Consider the following 24,520-nt stretch of genomic DNA (forward strand, 5'->3'; position numbering starts at 1 on the left):
GTTTGCACACTCGGCGCGCGCGCCGACCTAACTGTCGAAATCCACCGAGACGAACGGCGTCGTGGGGTGGGACTGGCAGGTCAGGATGTAGCCCGCATCGAGTTCGGCCTTACCCAGCGCGAAGTTGTGGTCCATCTCCACCTCACCTTGGACCAGCTTGGCCCGGCAGGTGCCGCACGCTCCGCCCATGCAGGCATATGGCGCATCGTCGCGGACCTGCAGCGTGCCTTCCAGAATCGAGTCGCCGGGCGTGAGATCGTAGCTGTATTCCTGCCCGGAAAGCTTGAAAGTGACTGTGGCCGAGCCATGTTCGTGTTCGGTGCTGGATCCCGTGCCGTAGCCGTGGAACAGTTCCAGGTGAATGCGCTCACTGTCCACCAGGTGCTCGAGCAACACCTCGCGCACCGCGGAGGTCATCTCCAGGGGACCGCAGATGAACCACTCATCCACGTCTGCGGGCGAAAGACTGCTGGTCAGCCACCCGTTGAGCTTGTCGCGGTCGATGCGGCCGCGTAATTCGGGAGTGTGCAACGGCTCGCCTGAGAGCACGTGCAGGATCTCCAGGCGGTCGGCGTAGCGGGACTCGAGCCGGTCCAGCTCGGCCCGGAACATCGTCGACTCCTTGGTGCGGTTGCCATAGATCAGCGTGAACCGGCTCTCGGTCTCCACCTCGAGCGTCGTCGCGAGGATGGACAGCACCGGAGTGATCCCGCTGCCGGCCACCAAGCCCACATAGTGCTTGGCGTTCAACGGGTGCAGCGGAGTGCCGAACCGCCCGGTCGGGGTCATCAACTCCAGCACGTCGCCGGCCTTGAGCTCGTTGGCCACGTAGGTCGAAAACGCCCCGTCGGGAATGTGTTTGACGGCGATGCGCAGCTGCGCACGGGTAGCCGGGGCGCAGATCGAGTAATTGCGCCGAACGCCCTCGCCGCCGAGATCGGTACGCACGGTGACGTGCTGACCCGGTTCGAAACGGAAGGCGTCCTGCAGCTCTTCCGGCACCGCGAAGGTGACCATGGTGCTGTCGGCGGTGATTGGGTCGACGGACGCGACGGGGATCCGGTGCAGCACCCCGTGCGGCGAGCTCGACCGGGCGGGCATCCGCACCGGCAGCAGCTTGGCGAGCCGGCCGTTGAGCTCTTTCCACTCCCGGAACTCGTCCGGATTGAGTTGCTGGCCGAACACCGTGGAGATCGCGGCGTTGCGCTCCAGGTACGCCTCCTCGTTGCGTTTCCAGGTGCGCAGGTAGCGGTAGAACGGCACCGACGGGTGCAGGTGGTGCACCAGGTGATAGTTCTGCGACAGCAGCACCGGTGTGAACACCCACTCCGCGCCGACCCGGTTGCGGGTCGCGCGGTAGCGGTTGCTGCGCTGGGTGTCCTCCAGCCCGTGGTGGGGCAGCCAGTCGAACCACCAGGCCAGGATGGTCAGGCCAATGCGTTGCGGGATGAGAAAGACCACCGCCAGGGCCCAGAGGTTTCCGGTCAGCGTGGCCACGGCCAAACCGGTGAGGCTCAGACCCATCATCACCAGCGTCTCGGCCACCTCGGCGACCGGTCGGCTGCGGGCACGGGGCAGATAGAAACGCAGGTAGAAGTACTCCACCGCCGACCACCGGAACGGCAGCTGCCACCACTTGCCGTGCGAGGCGAAGGTGTCCGGGTCCTGATCGTCGTCGTTGGAATGCCGGTGGTGCTGGATGTGGATGTAGGCGAACGACGGGAAGGCGACCACCGGCCCGACGAACAGCCACGCCAGGCGCCCGAGTAGACCGTTCACCCAACGGGTGGAACTGATCGAGTAGTGCGATGCGTCATGCACCACGGTGAACATCACGAACGTCACCGCCGCGTTGACCGGGATGGTGACCCACCAGGGCGACCAGCCGTTGAGGTAACCGGCCGTCGACACGACAAAAGCGGTCAGAGAAGCGATGAAAATCCCAACCGTGGGCAGCGCGAGCTTGGGCACCGCCTCGCCCGGATCGGGCAGCGCATGGTGTGCGGCTGATTCAGGAGCCGAGGGGTCCGTCTCGACGGTGGTCATAGCTGGCATAGCGTAGCCCAGTTGACACGCGCGACTATTCCACGAGCGCAGCTGCCGCTTGTAAATGTGTGATCGCGTCGCGCACGATCGACTCGATCAGTTCGGCGCACGACGGCAGGTCGTCCAGGATGCCGGCCACCTGACCGGAGGCGAGCACCCCGGCCTCGGTGTTGCCCTCTACCAGCCCGGCCTTGAGCAACATCGGCGTGTTGGCGGCCATGACCACTTGCGACCAGGTCAGCTCCTTGCCGTGCCGCATGGCCAGGCCGTCCTGGATCATCGAGCGCCAGGTCATCTGCGACATCTGTTTGAACTTGGCGGCGTTACGCACGGCCGCCGTGAAACCCCTTGCCCGGGAACCGCTTTCCAGCTTCTCAACCAGCCCGGTGCGCAGTACCCGGTGCGGCATGCCGTCGACCCGGGTGGTGACCACGGTCCCGTCCAGCGCCGATTCCAGATACCGCTGCTTCACTGTGTCGGGCACGGTGGAATCCGAGGTGAGCAGAAACCGGGTACCCATGGCAACGCCAGCGGCCCCGTACGAAAGCGCGGCGGCCAGTCCACGACCGTCGAAGAAACCACCCGCGGCGATCACCGGGATCCCGGTGCCCTGGACCGCGTCCAGCACGGACGGCAGCAACAGTGTGGTGGCGACGGGTCCGGTATGGCCGCCACCCTCGCCGCCCTGCACGATCATGGCGTCAGCGCCCCAGGCCGCCACCTTGCGGGCATGCTTGGCCGCACCGATCGACGGAACGACCACCGCCCCGGCCTCTTTGAGGCGGGCGATCAGCTCCTGCTTGGGCGCCAACGCGAACGACGCCACCTTGACGCCCTCGCGGATCATCAATTCGACACGGTCACCTGCGTCCGCGGCGTCGGCGCGGATGTTCACCCCGAACGGTTTGTCGGTGGCAGCCTTGACCTTGCCGATGGCGGTTGCCAGTTCGTCCAGCGTCATGGTGGCCGATGCCAGGATGCCCAATCCGCCGGCGTTGGCGGTGGCCGACACCAACCGGGCGCCGGCGACCCAGCCCATCCCGGTCTGCACCACCGGGTGCTCGATTCCGACCAGCTCGGTCAGCGGTGTCTTGAGCCTCAAGACCTTATCTCCCTGTCGCGCAACGCCTTCGGATCGATGACTTCGCGGATCAGGCGCAGCTCGTCCTCGGTCGGCTGCCTGGATTCGCCGGCCTCGTCGAGGCCGTGTATCTCGAACGAGGTGGCTTGCCGAACGTCGTCGGGGGTGACGCCCGGGTGCAGGCTTGCGGCGCGCATGGTGCGGTCCGGGCCGCCGAAGTCGAACACCCCGAGGTTGGACACCACGCGGTAGACGTTGACGAACCGGAACGCCGGGTTATCCGGGTCGACCTTGTCGTAGCCGATGCCGGAGACGATGTCGACCTGCTCGGTGAACACCCGCTTGGAATGGTTTCCCACCCAATAGCTGGTCGCATGGTTGATGGTATTGCCGGGCGAGCCACGAACACCGAACATCTGCCGGGTCGGTTGCTGCAACGGCCCGAACGCCGAGATGTTCTGATTGCCGTAACGGTCAACCTGATTGGCGCCCATCACCACGTGGCGCCGGCCCCAGGCCAGGGTCTCGAAGACCCGCCCGAACGGCATCCAGCCCTCGATCGCTCCTGTCTTGCCCATGGCTGGGGTATCCGCCAGCAGACGTGCCTCGCCGTCGGTCAGCAGGATGTCGGGGGAGAAAGACAGTCGCGCCAGGCGTGCTCCGATGGACACCATGTTGGTCATCGGGCTGACCATGATTTCGCCTGCGTCTCTGAACAATTCGGCGCACGCGACGACGCACACCTCGGCCCGGGTGGTGGTCATTTCGCCGCCTCCTCACCGAACGCCCTGACCGCTGCCTGGTAGTCGTCTTCGCTGCCCGAAAGGTAGGTCGCCACGAACTGCTGCCAGCCCTCTTCCGTCGACGCAGCCTCGGCGTAGTGCCGTTGGAACTTCTCGTCGCGACCGTAATCCGGTGCCGCGGTAGTGAAGTGAGCGCCCCCCGGCGCCTCCACCACCGCGTCGACCATCATCCGGTTGACCAGCAACGCCTGCGGTGGTACCGATTTGACCAGTTCCTCGGTGTCGACGATGCGCTCCACCGACAGGAAGCGCTTGTCAGCGGCCATCAGGAACAGGTCGTCGAAGTAGGGGTCGATGCCGGTGTAGGCCGCATTGCCCTGGCTATCACCAAGATTCAGGTGCGCGAACGCGGCATCGAGGCGCAGCGCCGGCATCGCGATCAGCTTCTCATAACCGCCGTCCGTCGGATAGGGCGAGGTGACGGTCTGCAGCTCGCCCTCCCAGAAGTCCAGCACCGAGCTGCCGAGTCCGGCGCGAATCGGCAGGAACGGTAACCGTTGTGCTGCTGCCTGCAGCCCGCAGCGCAGCATGCCCTCGTCCATCTCCCGGGCTTCGATGGCACCCGCGGTGCGGGCCTTGGCGAACCAGGGGTCGTAGAACGGGGGGGAGTCCAGGGAGACGAATCCGTAGTAGACCCGTTTGACCTTGCCGGCCGAGCACAGTAGCCCCAAATCCGGGCCACCGTAGGTGACCACGGTCAGGTCGGTGACGTCGGTGCGCAGCAGCGCGCGGACGAAGGCCATTGGCTTGCGCCGAGACCCCCAACCGGCGATGCCGATCGTCATACCGCTTTCCACGTGTGCGACGGCCTCGTCGAGGGTGGCCACTTTGTTGCTCATTACTTCTTGCCCTTCGCCGTCCCGGCGAACGCATCCCGGTGCTCGTCAGCGACCCCGGCGAGGTTGAGCTCGAAGGTAAAGCCTTGTTCCATGCGGTAACTCGAGTTGACTCGTTGCACGTCGATGAGGTTGAGCGCTTCTTTGGCGGCCCGAATGACGCGGGTGTCCTTGGCGGCGATATCGCGGGCCACCTTCAGCGCGGCTTCGTCGAGCTGGTCGCGCGGTACCACCTCGTGCACCGAACCGAAGTGATGAAGGGTGGCGGCGTCCACCGTCGCGGCGGTGAAGAACAACCGGCGCATCATGTGTTGCGGCACCAACCGGGACAGGTGCGTGGCCGCACCGAGCGCGCCACGCTCCACTTCCGGCAGGCCGAAGACGGCGTCGTCCGAGGCGACGATGACATCCGAGTTGCCCACCAGTCCGATGCCGCCGCCGACGCAGAAACCGTTCACCGCCGCGATCACCGGCACCGCACATTCGTAGACCGCACGGAACGCGGCGAAACACCCGCGATTGGCGTCGATCAGCGCGGTGAACCCTTCGGTGCGCTGCATCTCTTTGATGTCGACACCGGCGTTGAAGCCACGCCCCTCCGCCCGCAGGATCACTGCATGGGTCTCCTGGTCGCGGCCGGCTGCCGTGATCGCGTCGGCGAGTTCGAACCATCCCTGCGACGGAATGGCGTTAACGGGCGGGTAGTCGACGGTGACTGCGACTATGCCCTTCTCGGGGCTGGTGGAGGTGATGGTCATGGCACTTCCTGCTGGGTCAGTTACCTAAGCAAGCACTTGCTTGGTACGCTAGCACAGTGACCTCCCCGCAATCAGCTACCGGCATCAATTTCGGTCTGGCCGGCCGAGTGGCGTTGATAACGGGCGGAGTTCGGGGTGTCGGCGCGGGTATCAGCTCGGTCTTCGCCGAGCAGGGCGCCACGGTGGTGGCCTGCGCCCGACGCGCGGTCGAGGGCTTTCCGCATGAATTCCATTCCTGCGACGTACGCGACGAAGAAGCCGTCGCGGCGCTTATCGACTCGATCGTCGAGCGGCACGGCAGGCTCGACGTGGTCGTCAACAATGCCGGGGGCTCACCCTACGTGCTGACGGCGGAGTCCAGCCCGAAGTTCAACCGCAAGATCATCGAGCTCAATCTGATTGGCGGGCTGCTGGTTTCGCAGTACGCCAATGACAAGATGCAAGGCCAACCGGGCGGCGGTTCAATCGTCAACATCTGCAGCCTGTCCGGTCGACGACCCAGCCCGGGTACCGCGGCGTACGGGGCCGCTAAGGCCGGCCTGGAAAGTCTGACGCAGACGCTCGCGGTGGAATGGGGACCGAAGGTCCGGGTGAACGCCTGCGTGGTGGGCATGGTCGAAACCGAGCAGGCCGACCTGTTCTACGGCGACGCCGAGTCGATCGCCGCAATCTCGAAGAATGTCCCACTGGGCCGACTGGCCTATCCGCGCGATGTTGGTTGGGCCGCCGCGTTTTTGGCGTCCGATGTGGCGTCGTACATCAGCGGCGCATCGTTGGAGGTCCATGGTGGCGGCGAACCGCCGCACTATCTGGCCACGACGAACGCGAGCGCAGTCAAGTAGAGGAGACGGAAAATATGGGTTTGGTTGACGGCCGGGTGGTCATTGTCACCGGGGCGGGTCGCGGTATCGGCCGTGCGCACGCGTTGGCCTTTGCGGCCGAGGGCGCGCGCGTGGTGGTCAACGACATCGGCGTGGGGCTGGACGGATCCGCCGGCGAAAGCCCCGCGCAGCAGGTCGTCGACGAGATCATCGCGGCCGGGGGCGAGGCTGTCGCGAACGGTGACGACGTCGCGGACTGGACGGGTGCGCAGAACCTGATCGATACGGCCGTCGACACGTTTGGCGGCCTGGACGTGCTGGTGAACAACGCCGGTTTCATCCGCGACCGAATGTTGGCCAATACCAGCGAAAGCGAATGGGACGCCGTCATCCGTGTGCACCTGAAGGGTCACTTCGCCACGCTGCGGCACGCCGCGGGTTACTGGCGCCGGCAGATCAAGTCCGGCACCGTCGGTCCTGACGAGCTGAACGCCCGGATCATCAACACCAGCTCCGGCGCCGGCCTGCAGGGCAGCGTCGGCCAGGGCAACTACTCGGCCGCGAAGGCTGGTATCGCCGCGCTGACGCTGGTCGGGGCCGCGGAACTCGGTCGTTACGGGATCACGGTCAATGCGATCGCGCCGGCGGCGCGGACCAGGATGACCGAGGCGGTGTTCGCTGAAACGATGGCCGCGCCGCAGGACGGCGGGTTCGACGCGATGGCGCCGGAAAACGTCTCGCCATTAGTCGTGTGGTTGGGCAGCGTCGAATCACGCGAGGTCACCGGCAAGGTGTTCGAAGTCGAGGCGGGCCTGATCCGGGTGGCCGAGGGATGGGCGCACGGACCGCAGATCGACAAGGGCGCACGATGGGATCCCGCCGAGCTGGGACCTGTCGTGACCGACCTGCTGGCCAAGTCGCGGACGCCAGTCCCGGTGTACGGGGCTGGTTCGTAGGGCCGGCTAAGACCGCGGCACCGCCGCCAAGCTCATCTCGACGAAGTCGAGACGCCACAGTGATCGGAACAACCCGCGGGCGAAGTTCTCGTATAGCTCGAGCTTGAACTTGTCGGTTTCGCCGTTGGCCACTGCGGCGGCGATCTCCCGGATGGTGCGCTGGCCGTTGATGTGTTGCACGAACGGCAATTCGGCGGCGTTGAGGGTCATATCCCAGTGCGGTCGGTGAATCTCGGCGCCGTTCAGGCTGCAGCTGAAGCGCATGTGCGGGACATAGTCTCCGGCGTGCTGCGACGCGAAGTCGATGGCGTAGCTTTCCCGGGGCCGGTCCGGGTGGGCAGCGATGAAGAAGTGACAGGAATTGGCTGTCCTGAGCCGTTCCAGCACCGACCACATCTTCACTTCGGGTAGTGCGGTCATGATCTGGTAGAACTCGGTCGCCGGCGATGACAGGTTGTTGATGTCGTGCGGGTAGTAGGGCGCGTTGTGGAACCATCGCTGAAACACCAGCCCGGCCGATTCGACAAGGTCGATGCAGTCGCCGGTGGTGTAGCTGCGGTCGCGGCCGTGCAGACACGTATCGACCAGCCCGGCATCGTAATACAGGTCGGGCGCGGAATCGCGGTAGACCAGGAAGGGGTGCTTGGGGTCCAGCATCGAGATGGTCTCGTTCACGATCCGGATGCCGTCATCGTCCTGGTGCAACCCGAGGTCGCGAAACACCGACTGCAGCAACTCAACTCCGTAGCGCCCGTAGCGCGCGTAGAGCATCAGCCCGACGGCGCCACCCGGCCGCAGGCACTCGGCGAGCGCTTTCATACCGATGTCAGGATCCGCGAGGTGATGCAGCACCCCGGTCGACATGATCAGGTCGAAATCCAGCCCGAGCGTTGACACTTCCTCGATCGGAAGCCGGTGCAGCTCCAGATTGGTCAATCCGTGCCGGTCTTTCAGGTACTGCTCGTGATCGAGCGAGCGCTGACTGACATCGATGGCCACCACCCTGGCGGAGGGGTTGGTGTGGGCGATGATGGCGGCCTGGTTGCTGCCGCAGCCGGCGATCAGGATGTCCAGGCCCGGACGGTATTCCCGGTCGGGCCAGAAAATCCCGTGCGCATGGCTCGGGTCAAGCCACTGCCATCCGGTAGTGAGCCATTCCTCGATGTCCTGAATTGGTTCGGGGTATGTCCACTTTTCGTATTGGGCAGAGACGACGTCGTTCAGCCGATCGGTCATGCGGCAAATATTAGGGGTCGCAGATGACGAGCGGTATCTCCCGTTCGGTCCACGTCTTATAGTCGTCGAGCGGCGGATATACAGCGGCCAACTGAGGCCAGTAATGTTCGCGCTCTTCGGGAGTGGCATCGCGCGCCCGCAGCTGCAATACCTCGTCGCGGATCTGCACCGAGACCTTCGGGTTAGCCTTCAAATTCAGGTACCACAGCGGGTGTTTGTCGGAGCCGCCCCGCGACGCGGGCACCACCACACGGTCGCCGTCGCGAACGTAGATCAACGGACTCACCCGCGGTTCACCGCTCTTGCGGCCAGTGGTGGTCAGCAGCGCGACCGGGGCCTTCTGGATCGTGCCGCCGAGCTTGCCGTTGCTGCGCCGGTATATCCAGGTGTTGGCCCGGGACATCCACTTGATGAAGTGATCGCTGAAGGGCGAATTCAGAAATCGCGGTCGGGACTTCGGCATGGTTGCAGACTGACGTGGACGAACTAGATGCGCTCGATGATGGTGCCCGTCGACAGGGCGCCGCCCGCGCACATGGTGATCAGCGCCGTGCTCTTGTCGGTGCGCTCCAGTTCGTGCAGGGCGGTGGTGATCAGCCGGCTGCCGGTGCTGCCCACCGGGTGTCCCAGCGCAATGGCGCCGCCGTTGACGTTGACCCGGTCCATGTCGGGTTCGTGCACCCGCGCCCAGGACAACACCACCGAAGCGAACGCCTCGTTGATCTCGACGATGTCGATATCGCCGATCTTCATGCCCGCCTTCTCCAGCACCTTCGCGGTGGACTGGACCGGACCGTCGAGGTGGTAATACGGCTCGGCACCAACCAGTGCCTGACTGACGATCCGGGCCCGCGGCTTCAGGCCGAGCGCCTTGGCCTTGTCCTCGTCCATCCACAACACGGCCGCGGCGCCGTCGGAGATCTGGGACGACGTGCCGGCGGTGTGGATGCCGCCCTCGAGCACCGGCTTGAGCTGGCTCAGGCCGGACAGGGTGGTGTCGCGCAGACCCTGGTCGCGGTGCACGGGTGCGCGCTCGGCCGTCGGCTGCTTGTTCTCGTCCAGCACCGGCGCCTCGATCGGGGAGATCTCCCGGTCGAAGCGGCCCTCGGTCCAGGCCTGCTTCGCCTTGGCCTGGGATGCGTAGCCGAACTCGTCGATCTCGTCGCGGGTGATGCCGCGCCGCTTGGCGATCCGCTCGGCGGCGGTGAACTGGTCGGGCAGGTCGATGTCCCACGATGCGGGCCGCAGGATGCTGCGGTCGGGACCCGCGTTGGCGCCGAGCCCGACCCGACTCATCGCCTCGATGCCGCACGCGATGCCGATGTCGATGGCACCTGCGGCGATCAGGCCCGCGACGAGGCCGTTGGCTTGCTGGCCGCTGCCGCACTGGCAATCCACCGTCATGGCGCCCACATGCTCCGGCAGCCCGGCCACCAGCCAGCTCACCCGCGTGATGTTGTTGGACTGTTCGCCGAACTGCGTCACGCAGCCGCCGACGACTTGTTCGACATCGCCAGCCTCGATACCGGCCTTTTCCACCAACGCCTTCTGCACCGCGCCCAGCAGCTCGGTCGCATGCAGGCCGGATAGCCAGCCGTTGCGCTTGCCGATCGGGCTGCGAGTGGCTTCGACGATTACCGGGTTACCCATGGGGCCAGGCTAGAACACGTTTCATTACTATGACAAGCGAGGATGCTCCGACGCCTTTTGTCTGCGGTGGAGGCATGTTTTACTGGCAACAGAGCATCACTAGGACAGCTAGTGTCCTGGGATCGTGAGACGCAAGCCAGTCACTGAAGACTGTAGTTAGGAGAACTAGCGTGCCCAGCCCCAACCTTCCCCCGAAGTTCGATTTCACCGACCCCGACATCTACACCGAGCGTATTCCGGTCGAGGAGTTTGCTGAGGTGCGGGCGACCGCTCCGGTGTGGTGGAACGAGCAGGACCCGGAGAACTGCGGCGGGTTCCACGACGGCGGCTACTGGGCGATCACCAAGCTCAACGACGTCAAGGAGGTGTCGCGCCGCAGTGACGTCTTCTCCAGCTACGAAAACGGCGTGATCCCAAGATTCAACAACGACATCGCGCGCGAGGACATCGAAGTGCAGCGGTTCGTCATGCTGAACATGGACGCGCCGCACCACACCCGGTTGCGCAAAATCATCTCCCGCGGTTTCACACCGCGCGCGGTGGGACGGCTGCAGGACGAACTGCACGAGCGTGCGCAGAAGATTGCCCAGGAGGCGCTGGCGGCGGGCACCGGCGACTTCGTCGAGCAAGTCTCTGCCGAGCTGCCGCTGCAGGCGATCGCCGGTCTGCTCGGGGTGCCGCAGGAGGATCGCGGCAAGTTGTTCGAGTGGTCCAACGAGATGACCGGCAACGACGACCCGGAGTACGCGCACATCGACCCGAAGATGTCCTCCGCGGAGCTGATCGGCTATGCGATGAAGATGGCCGAAGAGCGGGCCAAGAACCCCGGCGACGACATCGTCACCCAGCTGATCCAGGCCGACATCGACGGCGAGAAGCTCTCCGATGACGAGTTCGGCTTCTTCGTGGTGATGCTGGCGGTGGCCGGCAACGAGACCACCCGCAACTCCATCACGCAGGGCATGATGGCCTTCGCCGACTTCCCGGACCAGTGGGAGCTGTACAAGAAGGAGCGCCCGGAGACCGCCGCCGACGAGATCGTCCGCTGGGCGACGCCGGTCACCTGCTTCCAGCGCACGGCGCTCGAGGACTACGAACTGTCCGGAGCGAAGATCAAGAAGGGTCAGCGGGTGATCATGTTCTACCGCTCGGCCAACTTCGATGAAGAGGTCTTCGAGGATCCGTACACGTTCAACATTCTGCGAAACCCCAATCCGCACGTCGGTTTTGGTGGCACCGGAGCGCACTATTGCATTGGCGCGAACCTCGCGCGGATGACGATCAATCTGATCTTCAACGCCGTTGCCGACCACATGCCGGACCTCAAGCCGCTGTCCAAGCCCGAACGGCTGCGGTCGGGGTGGCTGAACGGCATCAAGCACTGGCAGGTCGACTACACCGGCAAGTGCCCGGTGGCGCACTGATCACGATGGACTTCGATCTCTCCGCAGAGCAAGAGGCCGTCGCCGACGTCGTCACGTCGGTCATGCAGCGTGACCTGACCTGGAAAGCCCTGGCCGACGGTGGTGTTGCGGCTCTGGCGGTGCCCGAACGCCTCGGCGGTGACGGGGTAGGGCTTTCGGAAGTGGGAACGGTGCTGACCGAGGTCGGGCGGTATGGCGCCATCACCGAGGCGCTGGCCACCCTCGGTTTCGGTGTGGTGCCGTTGCTCGATCTCGCATCCGACCAGCAACAGGACCGCTTTCTGGCCGGGGTCGCCAAGGGCGGGGTGCTGACCGCCGCGCTCAACGAACCCGGCCGGGCGCTGCCCGATCGGCCGGCGGTGACGTTCAGTGGCGGCCGGTTGTCGGGCGTGAAGGTCGGCGTCGGGTACGCCGAAACCGCGGATTGGATCCTGGTGACTGCCGACACCGCGGTGGTGGTGGCATCACCGAAAACCGAAGGCGTGCAACTGGTCCGGACGCCGACCTCGAATGGTTCCGACGAGTACTCGGTGACATTCGACGAGGTTGCGGTCCCGGAGTCCGACGTCCTGGCCGGTGCCGCACCGGCCCGGGTGAATCAGTTGGCCCTGGCCATGATCGGCGCGTACGCGGACGGCCTGGTGGCTGGGGCGCTGCGACTGACCGCGGACTACGTCGCCAACCGCAAGCAGTTCGGCAAGCCGCTGTCGACATTTCAGACGGTCGCGGCGCAGTTGGCGGAGGTCTACATCGCTTCGCGCACAATTAATTTGGCGGCCAAGGCGGTGATCTGGAAGCTGGCCGAGGGCCGGGATGCCGACTCCGACCTGGATGTGCTCGGATACTGGCTGGCCTCGCAGGCGCCGCCGGTGATGCAGATCTGTCACCACCTGCACGGCGGGATGGGCATGGATATCACCTATCCGATGCACCGGTACTACTCCACGATCAAGGACCTGACCCGGCTGTTGGGCGGGCCTTCGCATCGTCTCGATTTGGTGGGAGTCTGATGTTCATCGACTTGACTCCGGAGCAGCGTCAGCTGCAGGCGGAGCTACGGGAATACTTCTCGAATCTGATTTCGTCCGATGAGGCGAAGGCGATGGAGCAGGACCGTCACAACGAGGCCTACCGCGCGGTGATCCGCCGGATGGGCAAAGACGGCAAGCTCGGTGTCGGGTGGCCAAAAGAGTACGGCGGTCTGGGATTTGGGCCGATTGAGCAGTCGATCTTCGTCAACGAGGCGCACCGGGCCGACGTGCCGCTGCCCGCGGTCACGCTGCAGACGGTAGGTCCGGTGCTGCAGCAGTTCGGCAGCGAGTTGCAGAAGAAGAAGTTCCTGCCGGCGATCCTGGCCGGTGAGGTGCACTTTGCGATCGGCTACACCGAGCCGGACGCGGGCACCGACCTGGCATCGTTGCGGACGACGGCCGTGCGGCACGGCGACGAGTACATCGTCAACGGGCAGAAGATCTTCACCACCGGCGCGCACGACGCCGACTACATCTGGCTCGCCTGCCGCACGGACTCCGAAGCCGTGAAGCACAAAGGCATTTCAATTCTGATTGTCGACACTAAGGACCCCGGTTACTCCTGGACGCCGATCATCCTGTCCGACGGTGCCCACCACACCAACGCCACCTATTACAACGACGTGCGGGTGCCGGCCGACATGTTGGTGGGCGAGGAGAACGGCGGCTGGCGGTTGATCACCACGCAGCTCAATAACGAGCGGGTGATGCTCGGGCCGGCCGGGCGCACCGCGGGCATCTACGACCGCGTGCACGCGTGGGCATCCAAGCCCGGTGGCGACGGTGTGACACCGATCGATCACCAGGACGTCAAACGCGCGCTCGGCGAGATCTACTCGATGTGGCGGGTCAACGAGTTGCTGAACTGGCAGGTCGCCGCCGCGGGCGAGGACATCAACGTCGCCGATGCGGCGTCGACGAAAGTCTTTGGCACCGAGAAGATTCAGTACATCGGGCGGCTCGCCGAGGAGATCGTCGGCAAGTACGGCAACCCAGCCGAGCCGGAAACCGCGGAGTTGCTCGAGTGGCTGGACTCCCAGACCAAGCGCAATCTGGTGATCACCTTCGGTGGGGGCGTCAACGAAGTCATGCGTGAGATGATCGCCGCCGCCGGCCTGAAGGTGCCGAGGGTGCCTCGATGAGCGAACTGCAAGAGGCCATCGCAGAGGTAATCGCGACGGTCGTCGCCAAGCCGCGCGAAGCGCGGGATCCGGTGAACCAGCCGATCATCAATAACTGGGTCGAAGCGCTGGGCGACCGCAATCCGATTTATGTGGACGAAGCGGCGGCCAAGGCTGCCGGTCATCCTGGGATCGTGGCCCCGCCGGCCATGATTCAGGTGTGGACGATGTTCGGTCAGGGCGGCGAGCGCCCTACCGACGATCCCATGGGCCCGATCATGCAACTGTTCGACGACGCGGGATACGTCGGCGTGGTTGCGACCAACTGTGAGCAGACCTACCACCGCTATCTGCGGCCCGGTGAGCAGGTAAGCATCGTTTCGGAGATGCGCGATGTGGTGGGGCCCAAGCAGACCGCGCTCGGTGAGGGCTACTTCATCAACCAACTCATCACCTGGCGGGTGGGTGACGAGGATGTAGCCGAGATGAATTGGCGCATCCTCAAGTTCAAGCCGGCCGCGTCGTCCGCGGGTGCTGCGGTGCCGGAGGACCTGGATGCTGACGCCTTGATGCGCCCGGCCTCGTCCCGGGACACCGCGTTCTTCTGGGAAGGGGTCAACGCGCACGAGTTGCGCATCCAGAAGCTTGCCGACGGTACGTTGCAGCACCCGCCGGTGCCGGCGATCTGGCAGGACCCCGCGACACCCATCGAGTATGAGGTGGCCAGTGGTCGCGGCACGGTGTTCAGTTTCGTGGTGCACCATGCGCCCAAGGTGCCGGGCCGCACCTTGCCGTTCGTGATCGCTCTGGTGGAGCTGGAGGAGGGTGTGCGGATGCTGGGCGAGTTGCGGGGCGTCGACCCGGCTGCCATCGAGATCGGAATGCCGGTGCGGGCAACGTATATCGACTTTCCGGCCGGTGATTCCGGGCCGGAGTGGACCCTGTACGCGTGGGAGCCGGAAGCATGAGTGCACCTGTCATAGAGCCGGGTTTGCAGCTACCCGAGCTGAAGCTCGAAGGAACCCCGACCTTCATCATTTCGACGGCCCTGGCTACCAGAGATTTTCAGGATGTGCACCACGACCGCGACTTGGCGCAGGCCAAAGGCTCCAAGGACATCTTCGTCAATATTTTGACCGACACCGGGCTGGTGCAGCGGTACATCACCGACTGGGCAGGTCCGTCGGCGTTGATCAAGTCGATCGGGCTGCGGCTCGGCGTGCCGTGGTACGCCTACGACACGGTGACCTTCTCCGGTGAGGTGACCGCTGTCGAGGACGGTTTGATCACGGTGAAGGTGGTGGGCGCCAACAGCCTTGGCAATCACGTGATCGCTACGGTGACGTTGACTCTTGGGGGTTCGTAGTGCTGTCGGGTAAGGCCGCCATTGTCGGGATCGGTGCCACCGACTTCTCGAAGAACTCCGGTCGCAGCGAGTTGCGGCTGGCCGCCGAAGCGGTGCTTGACGCGTTGGACGACGCGGGGTTGACGCCGGCCGATGTCGACGGCCTGACCACCTTCACCATGGATACCAACACCGAGATCGCGGTGGCGCGTGCCGCCGGTATCGGTGACCTGAAGTTCTTCTCCAAGATCCACTACGGCGGCGGCGCGGCGTGTGCGACGGTGCAGCAGGCCGCTATTGCCGTCGCCACCGGGGTGGCCGATGTGGTCGTGGCGTATCGCGCGTTCAACGAGCGGTCGGGGATGCGGTTCGGTCAAGTGCAGACCCGGCTGACCGAGAATGCCGACTCGACCGGGGTAGACAACTCGTTCTCCTATCCGCATGGGCTCTCGACGCCGGCCGCGCAGGTGGCGATGATCGCCCGGCGCTACATGCACTGGTCCGGGGCTTCGAGCCGTGACTTTGGCGCGGTATCGGTGGCCGACCGCAAGCATGCCGCCAAGAATCCCAAGGCGTACTTCTACGAGAAGCCGATAACCATTGAGGACCATCAGAATTCGCGATGGATCGCCGAGCCGCTGCGGCTGCTGGACTGCTGCCAGGAGACCGACGGCGCGGTGGCGATCGTGGTGACGTCGGTGGAGCGGGCGCGGGACCTCAAGCACCGCCCGGCCGTCATCGAGGCGGCGGCACAGGGATCGAGCCCCGACCAGTACACGATGGTCAGCTACTACCGGCCCGAACTCGGGCTGCCTGAAATGGGTTTGGTGGGACAACAGCTTTGGGCGCAGTCGGGGCTGTCGCCGGCCGATATCCAGACGGCGGTGCTTTATGACCACTTCACGCCGTTCACGCTGATTCAGTTGGAGGAGTTGGGCTTCTGCGACCGCGGTGAGGCCAAGGAGTTTGTCGCCGACGGTGCGATCGAGGTGGGTGGACGATTGCCGATCAACACGCACGGCGGCCAGCTCGGTGAGGCCTATATCCACGGTATGAACGGAATCGCCGAGGGCGTAAGGCAATTGCGCGGCACTTCGGTGAACCCGGTGCCCGATGTCGAGCACGTGCTGGTGACCGCGGGCACGGGTGTGCCGACGTCGGGACTCATTCTCGGGTAGTTACGGCCGCGGCATGGTCTGCGACACGTACTCGCGGATGAGGTGCGTGAATGCTCGAGTGGCGGCGGTTTGGTAGGTGCCCTCGTGGGTGAGCAGTGTGACGGTTCGCGTCGGTAGGGGCGGCTGGAGTGTTACCGGGCGGAGCTGCGGGTGGTGGGCGATTGCGTCGGGCAGCACGGTGACCAGCGGCGTGTGCCGGACTATCTCGATGAGCGCCTGAATCGAGTTGGCTTCCAAGCTGATTCGCGGTGTGATCCGGTGTTCGGCAAAATATGCGTCGATATGACCGCGGGTGGCGAAATCGGTGGTGATCAGGGCCAGCGGCTGGTGCTCGACGGATTTGCTAGTGAGTCGTCTGACCGGGTTGGACGCGCCGGCGACGACGATGAGCGTTTCGGTGAAAAGCGTTGTGGCGGCGATTCCTTGCCGGTGCGGTTGATCGAAGGCGATGCCGAGGTCGAGTTCGTCGGCCAAGAGTTGGCCTTCCATGCTGTCCTGACTCATTTCCCGAACTGTCACAGTGATGCCGGGATGGTGCTTGTGCAGTTCGGCGATAAGTGGTGCCACAAGGTAGGCGGTGAAGGTGGGGGTAAAGGCAAGCCGGAGATGGCCACGCGAGAGGTCGGTTACGTCATGCACCGCCCGTTGTCCGGCGGCGAGTTCTTGGAGTGCCCGGTGAGCGTGTTCGAGGTAGGCCTGACCGGCATCGGTGAGGCGCACCGAGCGGCCGGTGCGATCGAGCAGTTGGGCACCGATGGCGCGCTCGAGCTGCTGGATCTGTTGGGACAGAGTGGGTTGCGATACGTGCAGGGCCTGAGCCGCGCGAGTGAAGTTTGCGTGGATGGCCACGGCTTGCAGGTATCGGAGATGACGCAGTTCCGGCTGCATGTATTAACTATAGATGAAACCAATCATGGCCATCACAAGTTCGACTTGGACACTATGACAGCTGATCAGGCAGGGTGAGTGCGTACCCCCGCACAGGAAGGAAATCCGATGTCTCACGCACAACTGGACCCGGTGGCACGCCAACGTCTCGCCGTTGCCGCGGTCGACGCGAAGATCGCCAAAGACCTGACATGGCAAGAGATTGCCGACGCAGCCGGTCTATCCGTTGTTTTCACCACTGCCGCCGTGCTCGGTCAACACGCGCTGCCGAAGAAGGCCGCCGCTGCCGTCGCCGACCTGCTTGGCCTCGGCGATGACGCGGCGAGGCTGCTGCAAACGATCCCTATGCGGGGCAGCATCCCTGGCGGCGTGCCTAGCGACCCGACCATCTACCGGCTCTACGAGATGATCCAAACCTACGGGACCACGCTCAAGGCGATAATCCACGAGCAATTCGGCGACGGCATCATCAGCGGCATCAACTTCAAGCTCGACGTGGCCAAGGTGCCTGACCCCGAAGGTGGCGAGCGCGCGGTGATCACGCTCAACGGAAAGTACTTGCCCGTCAAGCCTTTCTGAGGTCGTTCCGCTGAGCGTCACGCCAGACCGCCCGCCAGACCGCCGAGCGTCACGCTAGCGTGGCTGTCGACGTCGAGCGTCACGCTAGCGTGACGCTGTGGATAGCCGGCATCCGGTGATGTGACGGCCGTCGTGCTCCGTGCGACGGTGCCGTCGTGGCGCAGCCATTTATCGGCAGTGAAGCCGTTGCCAAAGGGGATCTCGTCAAGAGCGCACTTCGGACGCGGTACGACAGGCTGCTTCGCGACGTCTACGTCGTAAAGCATGCCGAGTTGACACCCGAAGTGCTTGCGAGAGCGGCATGGTTGTGGTCGAGACGGCGCGGCATTGTCGCGGGTCTGACCGCCAGCGCCGTACACGGTGCGAAGTGGGTCGAACCGGGCGCGCCGATGGACATTCTGCACACCAATCGAAATCCAATGCCGGGAATCAAGGTCCGGGGTGATCGCATCGAGGATGACGAGATCGTTTGGCTGGACGGGGTTCCGGTGACGACTCCGGCGCGAACGGCACTCGACTTGGGCTGCTGGTATCCCACCGACGACGCAGTGGCCAGACTCGATGCCTTGCTGTCGGCGACGGACTTGAAGCCCACCGAAGTGGCGCTACTCGCTGAGCGATATCCCGGCCGTCGCGGGATCCGGAAGGCGGGGATTGCGCTCGATCTTGCCGACGGCGGGTCACAGTCGCCGAAGGAGACCTGGCTGAGGCTGCTGCTGGTTCGGGCCGGGTTGCCACGTCCCCAGACGCAGATTCCGGTTTGTGACGAGTTCGGAGAGGCGTTCGCGTATCTCGACATGGGTTGGGAAGAGCTCAAAGTAGCCGCCGAATACGACGGCGAACAGCATCGAACCGATAAGCGGCGATACACCTGGGACCTCCGCCGACAAGAGAAGATAAAGCGCCAAGGCTGGATCGATATCCGAGTGGTCGCGGAGGATCGGCCCGAGGCGATCATCCGCCGGGTACGAGAGGCGCTTGTCGACCGAGCGTCACGCTAGCGTGGCGTTCGACGGCGAGAGCCACGCTGGCGTGGCGCTCGGCGAAAAATGGCGCGGCGGCGGGCGTTAGGGCGGCGGGCGTTAGGGCGGCGGGGCGCTAGGCCGGGATCAGTTCGACGCCACTCAATACAACGGCGTTGTCGCGTGCGGGTGCAACCACTCCGGCCAGAAAACGGCCGTCTTCCTTCCAGACATTGACCTGTAGCGTCTCCCCGGGATACGCCACGCCCGCAAACCGCGCGCCGTAGGCCGACACGGCCCCGGCATCCCCGTCCAGCAGCGCATCGGTGATCGCCTTGCAGGTCATGCCGTAGGTGCAGAGCCCGTGCAGGATCGGCGCGGGAAAGCCTGCTGCAGCGGCAAATTCAGGATCCGAGTGCAGCGGGTTGCGGTCACCGCACAGGCGGTACAGCAGCGCCTGCTGCGGCAGGATCGGCACCGCCAGTTCCAGGTCTGGCGCCCGGTCCGGGGCGGCGTCCGACCCCGAGGGTCCGCGCTCCCCGCCGAAGCCGCCCTCCCCGCGGGCGAAGATCGACCGCCGTTGCGTCCACAACAGCGTGCCGTCGGGTGCCGTCACCGTCGTCTCGCTCCAGATCACCGCGGCCTTGCCCTTGTCCCAGATGTCGGTGAACCGGGTGACGGCCTTACCCGATCCCGAAGGTGGCAGCGGCCCCGGCACTTCCACTCGCTCGGATGCGTGCAGCACCTTGCTCAGTTCGATGTCGATGCCGGGGAACTGGACGGTGGGCGGCGTCGTCATGTGGAACGACGCGGCGACATTGCCGAAGGTGGGCAAAACCTGCGGTGTGTCGTCGATGAGGTAACGCAGTTCGCGCGGGTCCAACGGGTCCGCACCGGCACCCAGGCCAAGGTGGTAGAGCTGGATATCGCTACTGGTCCAGGAGAATTCGATCGGATCAAGCTCGGCGGCGAGAGCGACCTCGACATCAATCGGCATTACCGAGCCCCCGCGATGTGCAGTGCTGCCAGATACCCGAACGTCATGGCCGGTCCGATGGTGCCGCCGGGTCCCGGATAGGTGTGTCCCATCACCGGGGCGCTGGCATTGCCAGCGGCGTAGAGCCCTTCGATGACACTGCCGTCGTCGCGCAGGGCGCGACCGTGGACATCGGTGCGGATCCCGCCCTTGGTGCCGAGATCGCCGGGCACCATCTTGGCGGCGTAGTACGGCGCGTGGGTGAGCTCACCCAGGTTTGGGTTCGGCTTGTTCGTCGGGTCACCGTAGTACTTGTCGTAGGCGCTCTCACCGCGGTGGAAGTCCTGGTCGACCCCGGCCCTGGCGAACTCGTTGAAGCGTGTGACCGTCTTGGTGAACTCCTCCACCGGCAGGCCGGCCTTGGTGGCCAGCTCCTCCAGCGTGTCGGCCTGGATGATGACGCCCGATTCCATCCACTTGCGCGGGATGCGTTGGCCCGCTTGCAGACCCGCGAAAATATAGCGGTCGCGGTAGCGCTGGTCGAAAACCAGCCAGGCGGGGATGTTCTCACCCGGTCCCGGACCCTGGCCGTACTCGCCGCCGTACATACGGTGGCCGGCCTCGACGTAGGGCAGCGACTCGTTCATGAATCGCTTGCCCGACATGTTGACCATAATCGCGCCCGGGGAATTGCGTTCGGACAGAGCGATCCAGGGCGCACCCACCAAGGGCACCGTCGGGATCCACCAGGCGTCCTCCATGAAATCCAGGGCTGCACCCAGCTTTTCCCCTGCGGCAATGCCGTCACCGGTGTTCGCCTTCGCGCCGACCGTCCACTCGGTGCCGATGGGGGCGCGCTGATACTTCACCCGCATCTGTTCGTTGTGCTCGAACCCACCGGAGGCCAGAATGACGCCACGCCGGGCTCGAATGAGGCGCGGCTCGGCGGATTCGGAAGCTGCGGCGTCCCGCACGTAGACCCCGCGCACCACGCCGTCTTCGACATGCAGATCGGTCAGCGCCGTGTTGAGGACGACCGGAACCCCGGCCTGCTGCAACCCGATTCGCAGCGGCGCGATCAGCGCGCGGCCCATGCCGACGAGGTTCTTGCCGGTCGACTTAGCCCACATGGTCCGCGCACCAACCTTCAGGCTGCGCAGCACGCCGCGGGGATGCCGCTTCAACAAGTTGAGGCGCACGTAGTCCTGTTGCATCACAACCACGTTCAGCGGGACCTTGCCGTAGGCAGGTTCCAGGCCGGCCTCGTCGGGTCCCAGCTTGCGGGCGTTGAACGGCTTCGGCTCGATCGAACGTCCGTCGGCCCGCCCGCCCGGCGCCTCCGGGTAGTAGTCGGAGTAGCGCGGCACCCAGCACATCTTCAGCGGGGTGTGCTTGAGCACGAACGAAAGCATCTCGGGTCCGCGCTGCAAATAGGTGTCGATGCGCTCCGGCTCGACGACGTCGCCGATGATGCCGTGCAGATAGGTGCGCGCCGCCTCGGGAGTGTCTTTCACGCCGGCGCGCTCGAGGACTTCGTTGTTGGGAATCCACACTCCGCCGCCCGAGCGGGCGGTCGAGCCGCCGAAGTGCGGCGCCTTCTCGATGACTACTGTCGAGAGGCCGCGGTGCGCGGCGGTCAGGGCAGCCACCATGCCGGCGCCGCCGCTCCCGACCACGACGACGTCGTACTCCTGTGCTGTCATGTAGAACACGTTATAGAATTGCCCGGGTCGGGCGCTACTGGCCCGGTCACGAGAACGAGGGGACTTCGGCAAATGCTCGATGTTGCGACCCGCGACGAGCTTGCCGCCGAGCTGGCGCAGGCCGAACGGAGCCGCGAGCCGATCGCCCCGTTGACGGCCGCTTACCCCGATATCGACGTCGTCGACGCCTACGAGATCCAGCTGATCAATATCCGGCAGCGCGTCGCCGAAGGAGCCCGGGTAGTCGGGCACAAGGTGGGCCTGTCGTCCAAGGTGATGCAGCAGATGATGGGCGTCAACGAACCCGACTACGGGCACCTGCTCGACGACATGCAGGTGTTCGAGGACGTCGCGGTGCCGACGTCGCGCTACCTGTTGCCGCGGGTGGAGGTCGAGGTGGGCTTCATCCTGTCGGCGGACCTGCCCGGCGCGGAGTGCACCGAGGAGGACGTGCTTGCCGCGACCGAGGCCCTGGTCCCGTCGATCGAGCTGATTGACACCCGGATCAAGGACTGGCAGATCAAGATCTGCGACACCATCGCGGACAACGCGTCGTCGGCGGGCTTCGTCCTGGGCGCCGCTCGGGTGTCGCCGGCCGATATCGACGTCAAGGGGATCGACGCCAAGCTGACCCGCAACGGGGAGTTGATCGCCGAGGGCCGGAGCGACGCTGTGCTGGGAAACCCGGTCACCGCGGTGGCATGGCTGTCCCGCAAGGTGGAAAGTTTTGGCGTGCGCCTGAAAAAGGGTGACATCGTGTTACCCGGATCGTGCACCTTCGCCGTTGACGCGCGGGCGGGCGACGAATTCGTCGCCGACTTCGCGGGGCTGGGTGCCGTTCATTTGGCGTTTGAATAAGTCTTTGAATAGGTCACGCGGTGGCCATCGGGTAAGGAGCGTTCACATGCCGGACAAGGCCAGTGTTGCCATCGTCGGATCGGGCAACATCAGCACTGATCTGCTCTACAAGCTGCTGCGGTCGGACTGGCTGGAACCGCGCTGGATGGTGGGCATCGACCCGGAGAGCGAAGGCCTGGCGCGGGCCCGCAAGCTCGGGCTGGAGACCAGCCACAAGGGCGCCGACTGGTTGCTGGAACAGCCGGAGAAGCCCGACCTGGTGTTCGAGGCGACCAGCGCCTACGTGCACAAGGACGCGGCACCCAAGTACGAGGCGGCCGGGATCCGCGCCATCGACCTGACGCCTGCGGCGGTCGGACCGGCGGTCATTCCACCGGCCAACCTGCGCGAACACCTCGACGCGCCGAACGTCAACATGATCACCTGCGGCGGACAAGCGACCATCCCGATCGTCTACGCCGTGTCCCGGGTGGTCGACGTCCCGTATGCGGAGATCGTGGCGTCCGTCGCTTCGGTCTCTGCAGGCCCCGGCACCAGGGCGAATATCGACGAGTTCACCAAGACCACGTCGCGTGGAGTCGAGACGATCGGCGGCGCGGCCCGCGGTAAGGCCATCATCATCCTCAATCCGGCCGACCCACCGATGATCATGCGCGACACCATCTTCTGCGCCATCCCCGAGGACGCCGACCGCGATGCGATCGCCAAGTCCATTCACGAGGTGGTGGCCGAGGTGCAAACCTATGTGCCCGGGTACCGGCTGCTCAACGAGCCGCAGTTCGACGAACCGTCGATCAATTCCGGCGGCCAAGCCCTGGTCACCACATTCGTCGAGGTGGAGGGCGCCGGCGATTACCTGCCGCCGTACGCGGGCAACCTGGACATCATGACCGCGGCCGCGACCAAAGTGGGCGAGGAGATCGCCAAGGAGACGCTGGCCGTGACGGGAGGCGCACGATGACTTCACCCTCAATTTGGGATGTGCGGATCACCGACACCTCGCTGCGCGATGGGTCGCACCACAAGCGGCACCAGTTCACCAAGGACGAAGTGCGGGCGATCGTGACGGCGATCGACGCAGCCGGGGTTCCGGTGATCGAGGTGACGCACGGGGATGGGTTGGGCGGCTCGTCGTTCAATTACGGGTTCTCCAAAACGCCTGATCAGGAACTGATCAAGCTCGCCGCCGAGACGGCGCGCGACGCCAGGATTGCCTTCCTGATGCTGCCGGGCGTCGGCACCAAGGAAGACATCAAGCAGGCGCAGGACAACGGCGGGTCCATCTGCCGCATAGCCACCCACTGCACCGAGGCTGACGTCTCGATTCAGCACTTTGGGCTGGCCCGCGAGCTTGGCCTGGAGACCGTCGGGTTCCTGATGATGGCCCACACCATCCCGCCGGAGAAGCTGGCCGCGCAGGCTCGCATCATGGCGGACGCAGGTTGCCAGTGCGTCTACGTCGTCGACTCCGCCGGCGCGCTGGTTCTCGACGGCGTCGCCGACCGGGTCGCGGCGCTGGTCGCCGAGTTGGGCTCGGACGCCGAGGTCGGCTTCCACGGGCACGAGAACCTTGGTCTGGGCGTCGCCAACTCGGTCGAGGCGGTGCGCGCCGGTGCCAAGCAGATCGACGGCAGCGTGCGCCGGTTCGGCGCCGGGGCCGGTAACGCGCCGGTGGAAGCGCTGATCGGGGTGTTCGACAAGATCGGCGTCAAGACGGGTATCGACTTCTTCGACATTGCCGACGCCGCGGAGGACGTGGTCCGTCCGGCGATGCCTGCCGAATGCTTGCTGGACCGGAACGCCCTGATCATGGGGTACTCGGGCGTTTACTCCAGCTTCCTCAAGCACGCTATCCGCCAGTCCGAGCGCTATGGCGTGCCGGCTCACCAGCTGCTGCACCGCGCGGGCCAGCGCAAACTCATCGGCGGTCAGGAAGATCAGCTGATCGACATCGCTTTGGAAATCAAGCGTGAGCAGGAGAATGGGGCGGTAGCGCCCAAGTAGCGTCGAGCGTGCGGCGCTGCCTGTGAGGCAGCGGCGTAAGATAGCTGGATAGGTCGGGGCCTCTAGGTTCCCACGGGGTGGATGATGAAGAAGAAGCGGATAGCAGCGGTCTTAGCCCTGGCTATCGCTGTTTGCCTGCTTGCCAATAACCCGCTGAGTGTTTCTGCCCTCGGCGTCGGCACACCTAGTCGCAACCGCCAAAGCCAGGCGGTGGCGGCGGTGGCGGCGGTGGCGGGCAGGCGGTGGCGGCGGCGGTGGCGGGCG

At 65.1% G+C, this 24,520-nt stretch carries 25 protein-coding genes; 14 read left to right on the top strand and 11 right to left on the bottom strand.

All coding sequences use genetic code 11. The features are described from left to right. Positions 1-27: 27 nt before the first annotated feature. From BN972_RS23785 to echA20, 5 genes are read right to left on the bottom strand one after another with little or no spacing between them, the layout of a single operon-like run. Positions 28-2,046: a fatty acid desaturase gene (locus tag BN972_RS23785; protein WP_036363266.1), complete on the bottom strand. Its 2,019-nt coding sequence runs from the start codon at positions 2,044-2,046 to the stop codon at positions 28-30. 34 nt (positions 2,047-2,080) lie between these two features. Continuing rightward, positions 2,081-3,148: a (3aS,4S,5R,7aS)-5-hydroxy-7a-methyl-1-oxo-octahydro-1H-indene-4-carboxyl-CoA dehydrogenase gene (gene ipdC / locus BN972_RS23790; protein WP_036363268.1), complete on the bottom strand. Its 1,068-nt coding sequence runs from the start codon at positions 3,146-3,148 to the stop codon at positions 2,081-2,083. Continuing rightward, the gene (ipdB, locus tag BN972_RS23795) at positions 3,145-3,891 is read right to left on the bottom strand and encodes a cholesterol ring-cleaving hydrolase subunit IpdB (protein ID WP_036363271.1); all 747 of its coding nucleotides are present in this window, start codon (positions 3,889-3,891) and stop codon (positions 3,145-3,147) included. The genes ipdC and ipdB overlap by 4 nt, the downstream gene beginning before the upstream one ends. Then, a complete protein-coding gene (ipdA, locus tag BN972_RS23800; protein ID WP_036363273.1) occupies positions 3,888-4,769 on the bottom strand; it encodes a cholesterol ring-cleaving hydrolase subunit IpdA in 882 nt (293 codons plus the stop codon). The genes ipdB and ipdA overlap by 4 nt, the downstream gene beginning before the upstream one ends. After that, positions 4,769-5,524: a (7aS)-7a-methyl-1,5-dioxo-2,3,5,6,7,7a-hexahydro-1H-indene-carboxyl-CoA hydrolase gene (gene echA20, locus BN972_RS23805; protein WP_036363276.1), complete on the bottom strand. Its 756-nt coding sequence runs from the start codon at positions 5,522-5,524 to the stop codon at positions 4,769-4,771. The genes ipdA and echA20 overlap by 1 nt, the downstream gene beginning before the upstream one ends. Before the next feature lie 56 nt (positions 5,525-5,580). Here echA20 and BN972_RS23810 point away from each other — a divergent pair, with 56 nt between their 5' ends. Then, on the top strand, positions 5,581-6,366 hold the full coding sequence (locus BN972_RS23810) for an SDR family oxidoreductase (protein WP_390176231.1): 786 nt from the start codon (positions 5,581-5,583) through the stop codon (positions 6,364-6,366). A 14-nt stretch (positions 6,367-6,380) separates the two neighbouring features. After that, positions 6,381-7,301, top strand: a complete 921-nt coding sequence (locus tag BN972_RS23815) for an SDR family oxidoreductase (RefSeq protein WP_036363278.1) — start codon at positions 6,381-6,383, stop codon at positions 7,299-7,301. A 6-nt stretch (positions 7,302-7,307) separates the two neighbouring features. Here the strand turns inward: BN972_RS23815 and BN972_RS23820 are convergent, their stop codons facing one another. From BN972_RS23820 to BN972_RS23830, 3 genes are read right to left on the bottom strand one after another with little or no spacing between them, the layout of a single operon-like run. Beyond that, positions 7,308-8,537 (bottom strand): class I SAM-dependent methyltransferase, encoded by a 1,230-nt coding sequence (locus BN972_RS23820; protein ID WP_036363281.1) that lies wholly within the window; start codon positions 8,535-8,537, stop codon positions 7,308-7,310. Positions 8,538-8,547: 10 nt separating this feature from the next. Then, a complete protein-coding gene (locus BN972_RS23825; protein WP_036363283.1) occupies positions 8,548-9,000 on the bottom strand; it encodes a nitroreductase family deazaflavin-dependent oxidoreductase in 453 nt (150 codons plus the stop codon). Positions 9,001-9,023: 23 nt separating this feature from the next. Beyond that, the gene (locus BN972_RS23830) at positions 9,024-10,187 is read right to left on the bottom strand and encodes a steroid 3-ketoacyl-CoA thiolase (RefSeq protein ID WP_036363285.1); all 1,164 of its coding nucleotides are present in this window, start codon (positions 10,185-10,187) and stop codon (positions 9,024-9,026) included. 170 nt (positions 10,188-10,357) lie between these two features. Between BN972_RS23830 and BN972_RS23835 the strand changes: the two genes are divergently transcribed. The 6 genes from BN972_RS23835 to BN972_RS23860 are packed head-to-tail and all read left to right on the top strand — an operon-like array spanning position 10,358 to position 16,286. Then, positions 10,358-11,611, top strand: coding sequence for a cytochrome P450 (locus BN972_RS23835; protein WP_036363287.1), 1,254 nt, complete (start codon positions 10,358-10,360; stop codon positions 11,609-11,611). Between the two features lie 5 nt (positions 11,612-11,616). Then, the gene (locus BN972_RS23840) at positions 11,617-12,621 is read left to right on the top strand and encodes an acyl-CoA dehydrogenase family protein (protein ID WP_036363904.1); all 1,005 of its coding nucleotides are present in this window, start codon (positions 11,617-11,619) and stop codon (positions 12,619-12,621) included. Continuing rightward, positions 12,621-13,784 (top strand): acyl-CoA dehydrogenase FadE29, encoded by a 1,164-nt coding sequence (gene fadE29, locus BN972_RS23845; RefSeq protein ID WP_036363289.1) that lies wholly within the window; start codon positions 12,621-12,623, stop codon positions 13,782-13,784. Before BN972_RS23840 ends, fadE29 begins: the two co-directional genes overlap by 1 nt. Beyond that, complete coding sequence (locus BN972_RS23850) at positions 13,781-14,731, top strand: bifunctional MaoC family dehydratase N-terminal/OB-fold nucleic acid binding domain-containing protein (protein ID WP_036363291.1); 951 nt, start codon at positions 13,781-13,783, stop codon at positions 14,729-14,731. The genes fadE29 and BN972_RS23850 overlap by 4 nt, the downstream gene beginning before the upstream one ends. Then, positions 14,728-15,129 (top strand): MaoC family dehydratase, encoded by a 402-nt coding sequence (locus BN972_RS23855; protein ID WP_036363907.1) that lies wholly within the window; start codon positions 14,728-14,730, stop codon positions 15,127-15,129. The genes BN972_RS23850 and BN972_RS23855 overlap by 4 nt, the downstream gene beginning before the upstream one ends. Further along, positions 15,129-16,286 (top strand): lipid-transfer protein, encoded by a 1,158-nt coding sequence (locus BN972_RS23860; RefSeq protein ID WP_036363292.1) that lies wholly within the window; start codon positions 15,129-15,131, stop codon positions 16,284-16,286. Before BN972_RS23855 ends, BN972_RS23860 begins: the two co-directional genes overlap by 1 nt. Here the strand turns inward: BN972_RS23860 and cynR are convergent, their stop codons facing one another. Then, positions 16,287-17,174: a transcriptional regulator CynR gene (gene cynR, locus BN972_RS23865; protein ID WP_036363293.1), complete on the bottom strand. Its 888-nt coding sequence runs from the start codon at positions 17,172-17,174 to the stop codon at positions 16,287-16,289. It lies immediately after the preceding gene. 108 nt (positions 17,175-17,282) lie between these two features. On the opposite strand from cynR, the gene cynS reads away from it, so the two are divergent. Both cynS and BN972_RS23875 read left to right on the top strand, forming a co-directional pair. Beyond that, the gene (gene cynS, locus BN972_RS23870; RefSeq protein ID WP_036363910.1) at positions 17,283-17,753 is read left to right on the top strand and encodes a cyanase; all 471 of its coding nucleotides are present in this window, start codon (positions 17,283-17,285) and stop codon (positions 17,751-17,753) included. 155 nt (positions 17,754-17,908) lie between these two features. Beyond that, positions 17,909-18,754, top strand: a complete 846-nt coding sequence (locus BN972_RS23875; RefSeq protein ID WP_036363295.1) for a hypothetical protein — start codon at positions 17,909-17,911, stop codon at positions 18,752-18,754. A 97-nt stretch (positions 18,755-18,851) separates the two neighbouring features. Here the strand turns inward: BN972_RS23875 and BN972_RS23880 are convergent, their stop codons facing one another. Together BN972_RS23880 and kstD are read right to left on the bottom strand one after the other, a co-directional pair. Beyond that, positions 18,852-19,712, bottom strand: coding sequence for a MaoC/PaaZ C-terminal domain-containing protein (locus tag BN972_RS23880; RefSeq protein WP_036363297.1), 861 nt, complete (start codon positions 19,710-19,712; stop codon positions 18,852-18,854). Beyond that, the gene (kstD, locus tag BN972_RS23885; protein WP_036363913.1) at positions 19,712-21,394 is read right to left on the bottom strand and encodes a 3-oxosteroid 1-dehydrogenase; all 1,683 of its coding nucleotides are present in this window, start codon (positions 21,392-21,394) and stop codon (positions 19,712-19,714) included. Before kstD ends, BN972_RS23880 begins: the two co-directional genes overlap by 1 nt. 72 nt (positions 21,395-21,466) lie before the next feature. Here kstD and BN972_RS23890 point away from each other — a divergent pair, with 72 nt between their 5' ends. From BN972_RS23890 to BN972_RS30615, 4 genes are all read left to right on the top strand, one after another. Next, on the top strand, positions 21,467-22,252 hold the full coding sequence (locus tag BN972_RS23890) for a 2-keto-4-pentenoate hydratase (protein WP_036363299.1): 786 nt from the start codon (positions 21,467-21,469) through the stop codon (positions 22,250-22,252). A gap of 46 nt (positions 22,253-22,298) precedes the next feature. Then, entirely contained in the window at positions 22,299-23,213 is a 915-nt protein-coding gene (locus BN972_RS23895; RefSeq protein ID WP_036363301.1) for an acetaldehyde dehydrogenase (acetylating), read from the top strand. Then, entirely contained in the window at positions 23,210-24,256 is a 1,047-nt protein-coding gene (gene dmpG, locus BN972_RS23900; RefSeq protein ID WP_036363302.1) for a 4-hydroxy-2-oxovalerate aldolase, read from the top strand. The genes BN972_RS23895 and dmpG overlap by 4 nt, the downstream gene beginning before the upstream one ends. Before the next feature lie 81 nt (positions 24,257-24,337). After that, on the top strand, positions 24,338-24,520 hold a 183-nt coding region (locus BN972_RS30615; protein ID WP_235192557.1), incomplete at its 3' end, for a hypothetical protein.

This window comes from Mycobacterium asiaticum DSM 44297, assembly GCF_000613245.1.
GTDB classification, from domain to species: Bacteria; Actinomycetota; Actinomycetes; order Mycobacteriales; family Mycobacteriaceae; genus Mycobacterium; species Mycobacterium asiaticum.

Bases quoted from the DNA above. Each gene is read 5' to 3' on its own strand.
- echA20 (WP_036363276.1), bottom strand. From the start codon at position 5,524: ATGACCATCACCTCCACCAGCCCCGAGAAGGGCATAGTCGCAGTCACC.
- cynS (WP_036363910.1), top strand. From the start codon at position 17,283: ATGTCTCACGCACAACTGGACCCGGTGGCACGCCAACGTCTCGCCGTT.
- BN972_RS23895 (WP_036363301.1), top strand. From the start codon at position 22,299: ATGCCGGACAAGGCCAGTGTTGCCATCGTCGGATCGGGCAACATCAGC.
- dmpG (WP_036363302.1), top strand. From the start codon at position 23,210: ATGACTTCACCCTCAATTTGGGATGTGCGGATCACCGACACCTCGCTG.
- cynR (WP_036363293.1), bottom strand. From the start codon at position 17,174: ATGCAGCCGGAACTGCGTCATCTCCGATACCTGCAAGCCGTGGCCATC.
- ipdB (WP_036363271.1), bottom strand. From the start codon at position 3,891: ATGACCACCACCCGGGCCGAGGTGTGCGTCGTCGCGTGCGCCGAATTG.
- BN972_RS23785 (WP_036363266.1), bottom strand. From the start codon at position 2,046: ATGACCACCGTCGAGACGGACCCCTCGGCTCCTGAATCAGCCGCACAC.
- kstD (WP_036363913.1), bottom strand. From the start codon at position 21,394: ATGACAGCACAGGAGTACGACGTCGTCGTGGTCGGGAGCGGCGGCGCC.
- BN972_RS23830 (WP_036363285.1), bottom strand. From the start codon at position 10,187: ATGGGTAACCCGGTAATCGTCGAAGCCACTCGCAGCCCGATCGGCAAG.
- BN972_RS23880 (WP_036363297.1), bottom strand. From the start codon at position 19,712: ATGCCGATTGATGTCGAGGTCGCTCTCGCCGCCGAGCTTGATCCGATC.
- BN972_RS23850 (WP_036363291.1), top strand. From the start codon at position 13,781: ATGAGCGAACTGCAAGAGGCCATCGCAGAGGTAATCGCGACGGTCGTC.
- BN972_RS23840 (WP_036363904.1), top strand. From the start codon at position 11,617: ATGGACTTCGATCTCTCCGCAGAGCAAGAGGCCGTCGCCGACGTCGTC.
- BN972_RS23820 (WP_036363281.1), bottom strand. From the start codon at position 8,537: ATGACCGATCGGCTGAACGACGTCGTCTCTGCCCAATACGAAAAGTGG.
- BN972_RS23815 (WP_036363278.1), top strand. From the start codon at position 6,381: ATGGGTTTGGTTGACGGCCGGGTGGTCATTGTCACCGGGGCGGGTCGC.
- BN972_RS23825 (WP_036363283.1), bottom strand. From the start codon at position 9,000: ATGCCGAAGTCCCGACCGCGATTTCTGAATTCGCCCTTCAGCGATCAC.
- fadE29 (WP_036363289.1), top strand. From the start codon at position 12,621: ATGTTCATCGACTTGACTCCGGAGCAGCGTCAGCTGCAGGCGGAGCTA.
- BN972_RS23890 (WP_036363299.1), top strand. From the start codon at position 21,467: ATGCTCGATGTTGCGACCCGCGACGAGCTTGCCGCCGAGCTGGCGCAG.
- BN972_RS23855 (WP_036363907.1), top strand. From the start codon at position 14,728: ATGAGTGCACCTGTCATAGAGCCGGGTTTGCAGCTACCCGAGCTGAAG.
- ipdA (WP_036363273.1), bottom strand. From the start codon at position 4,769: ATGAGCAACAAAGTGGCCACCCTCGACGAGGCCGTCGCACACGTGGAA.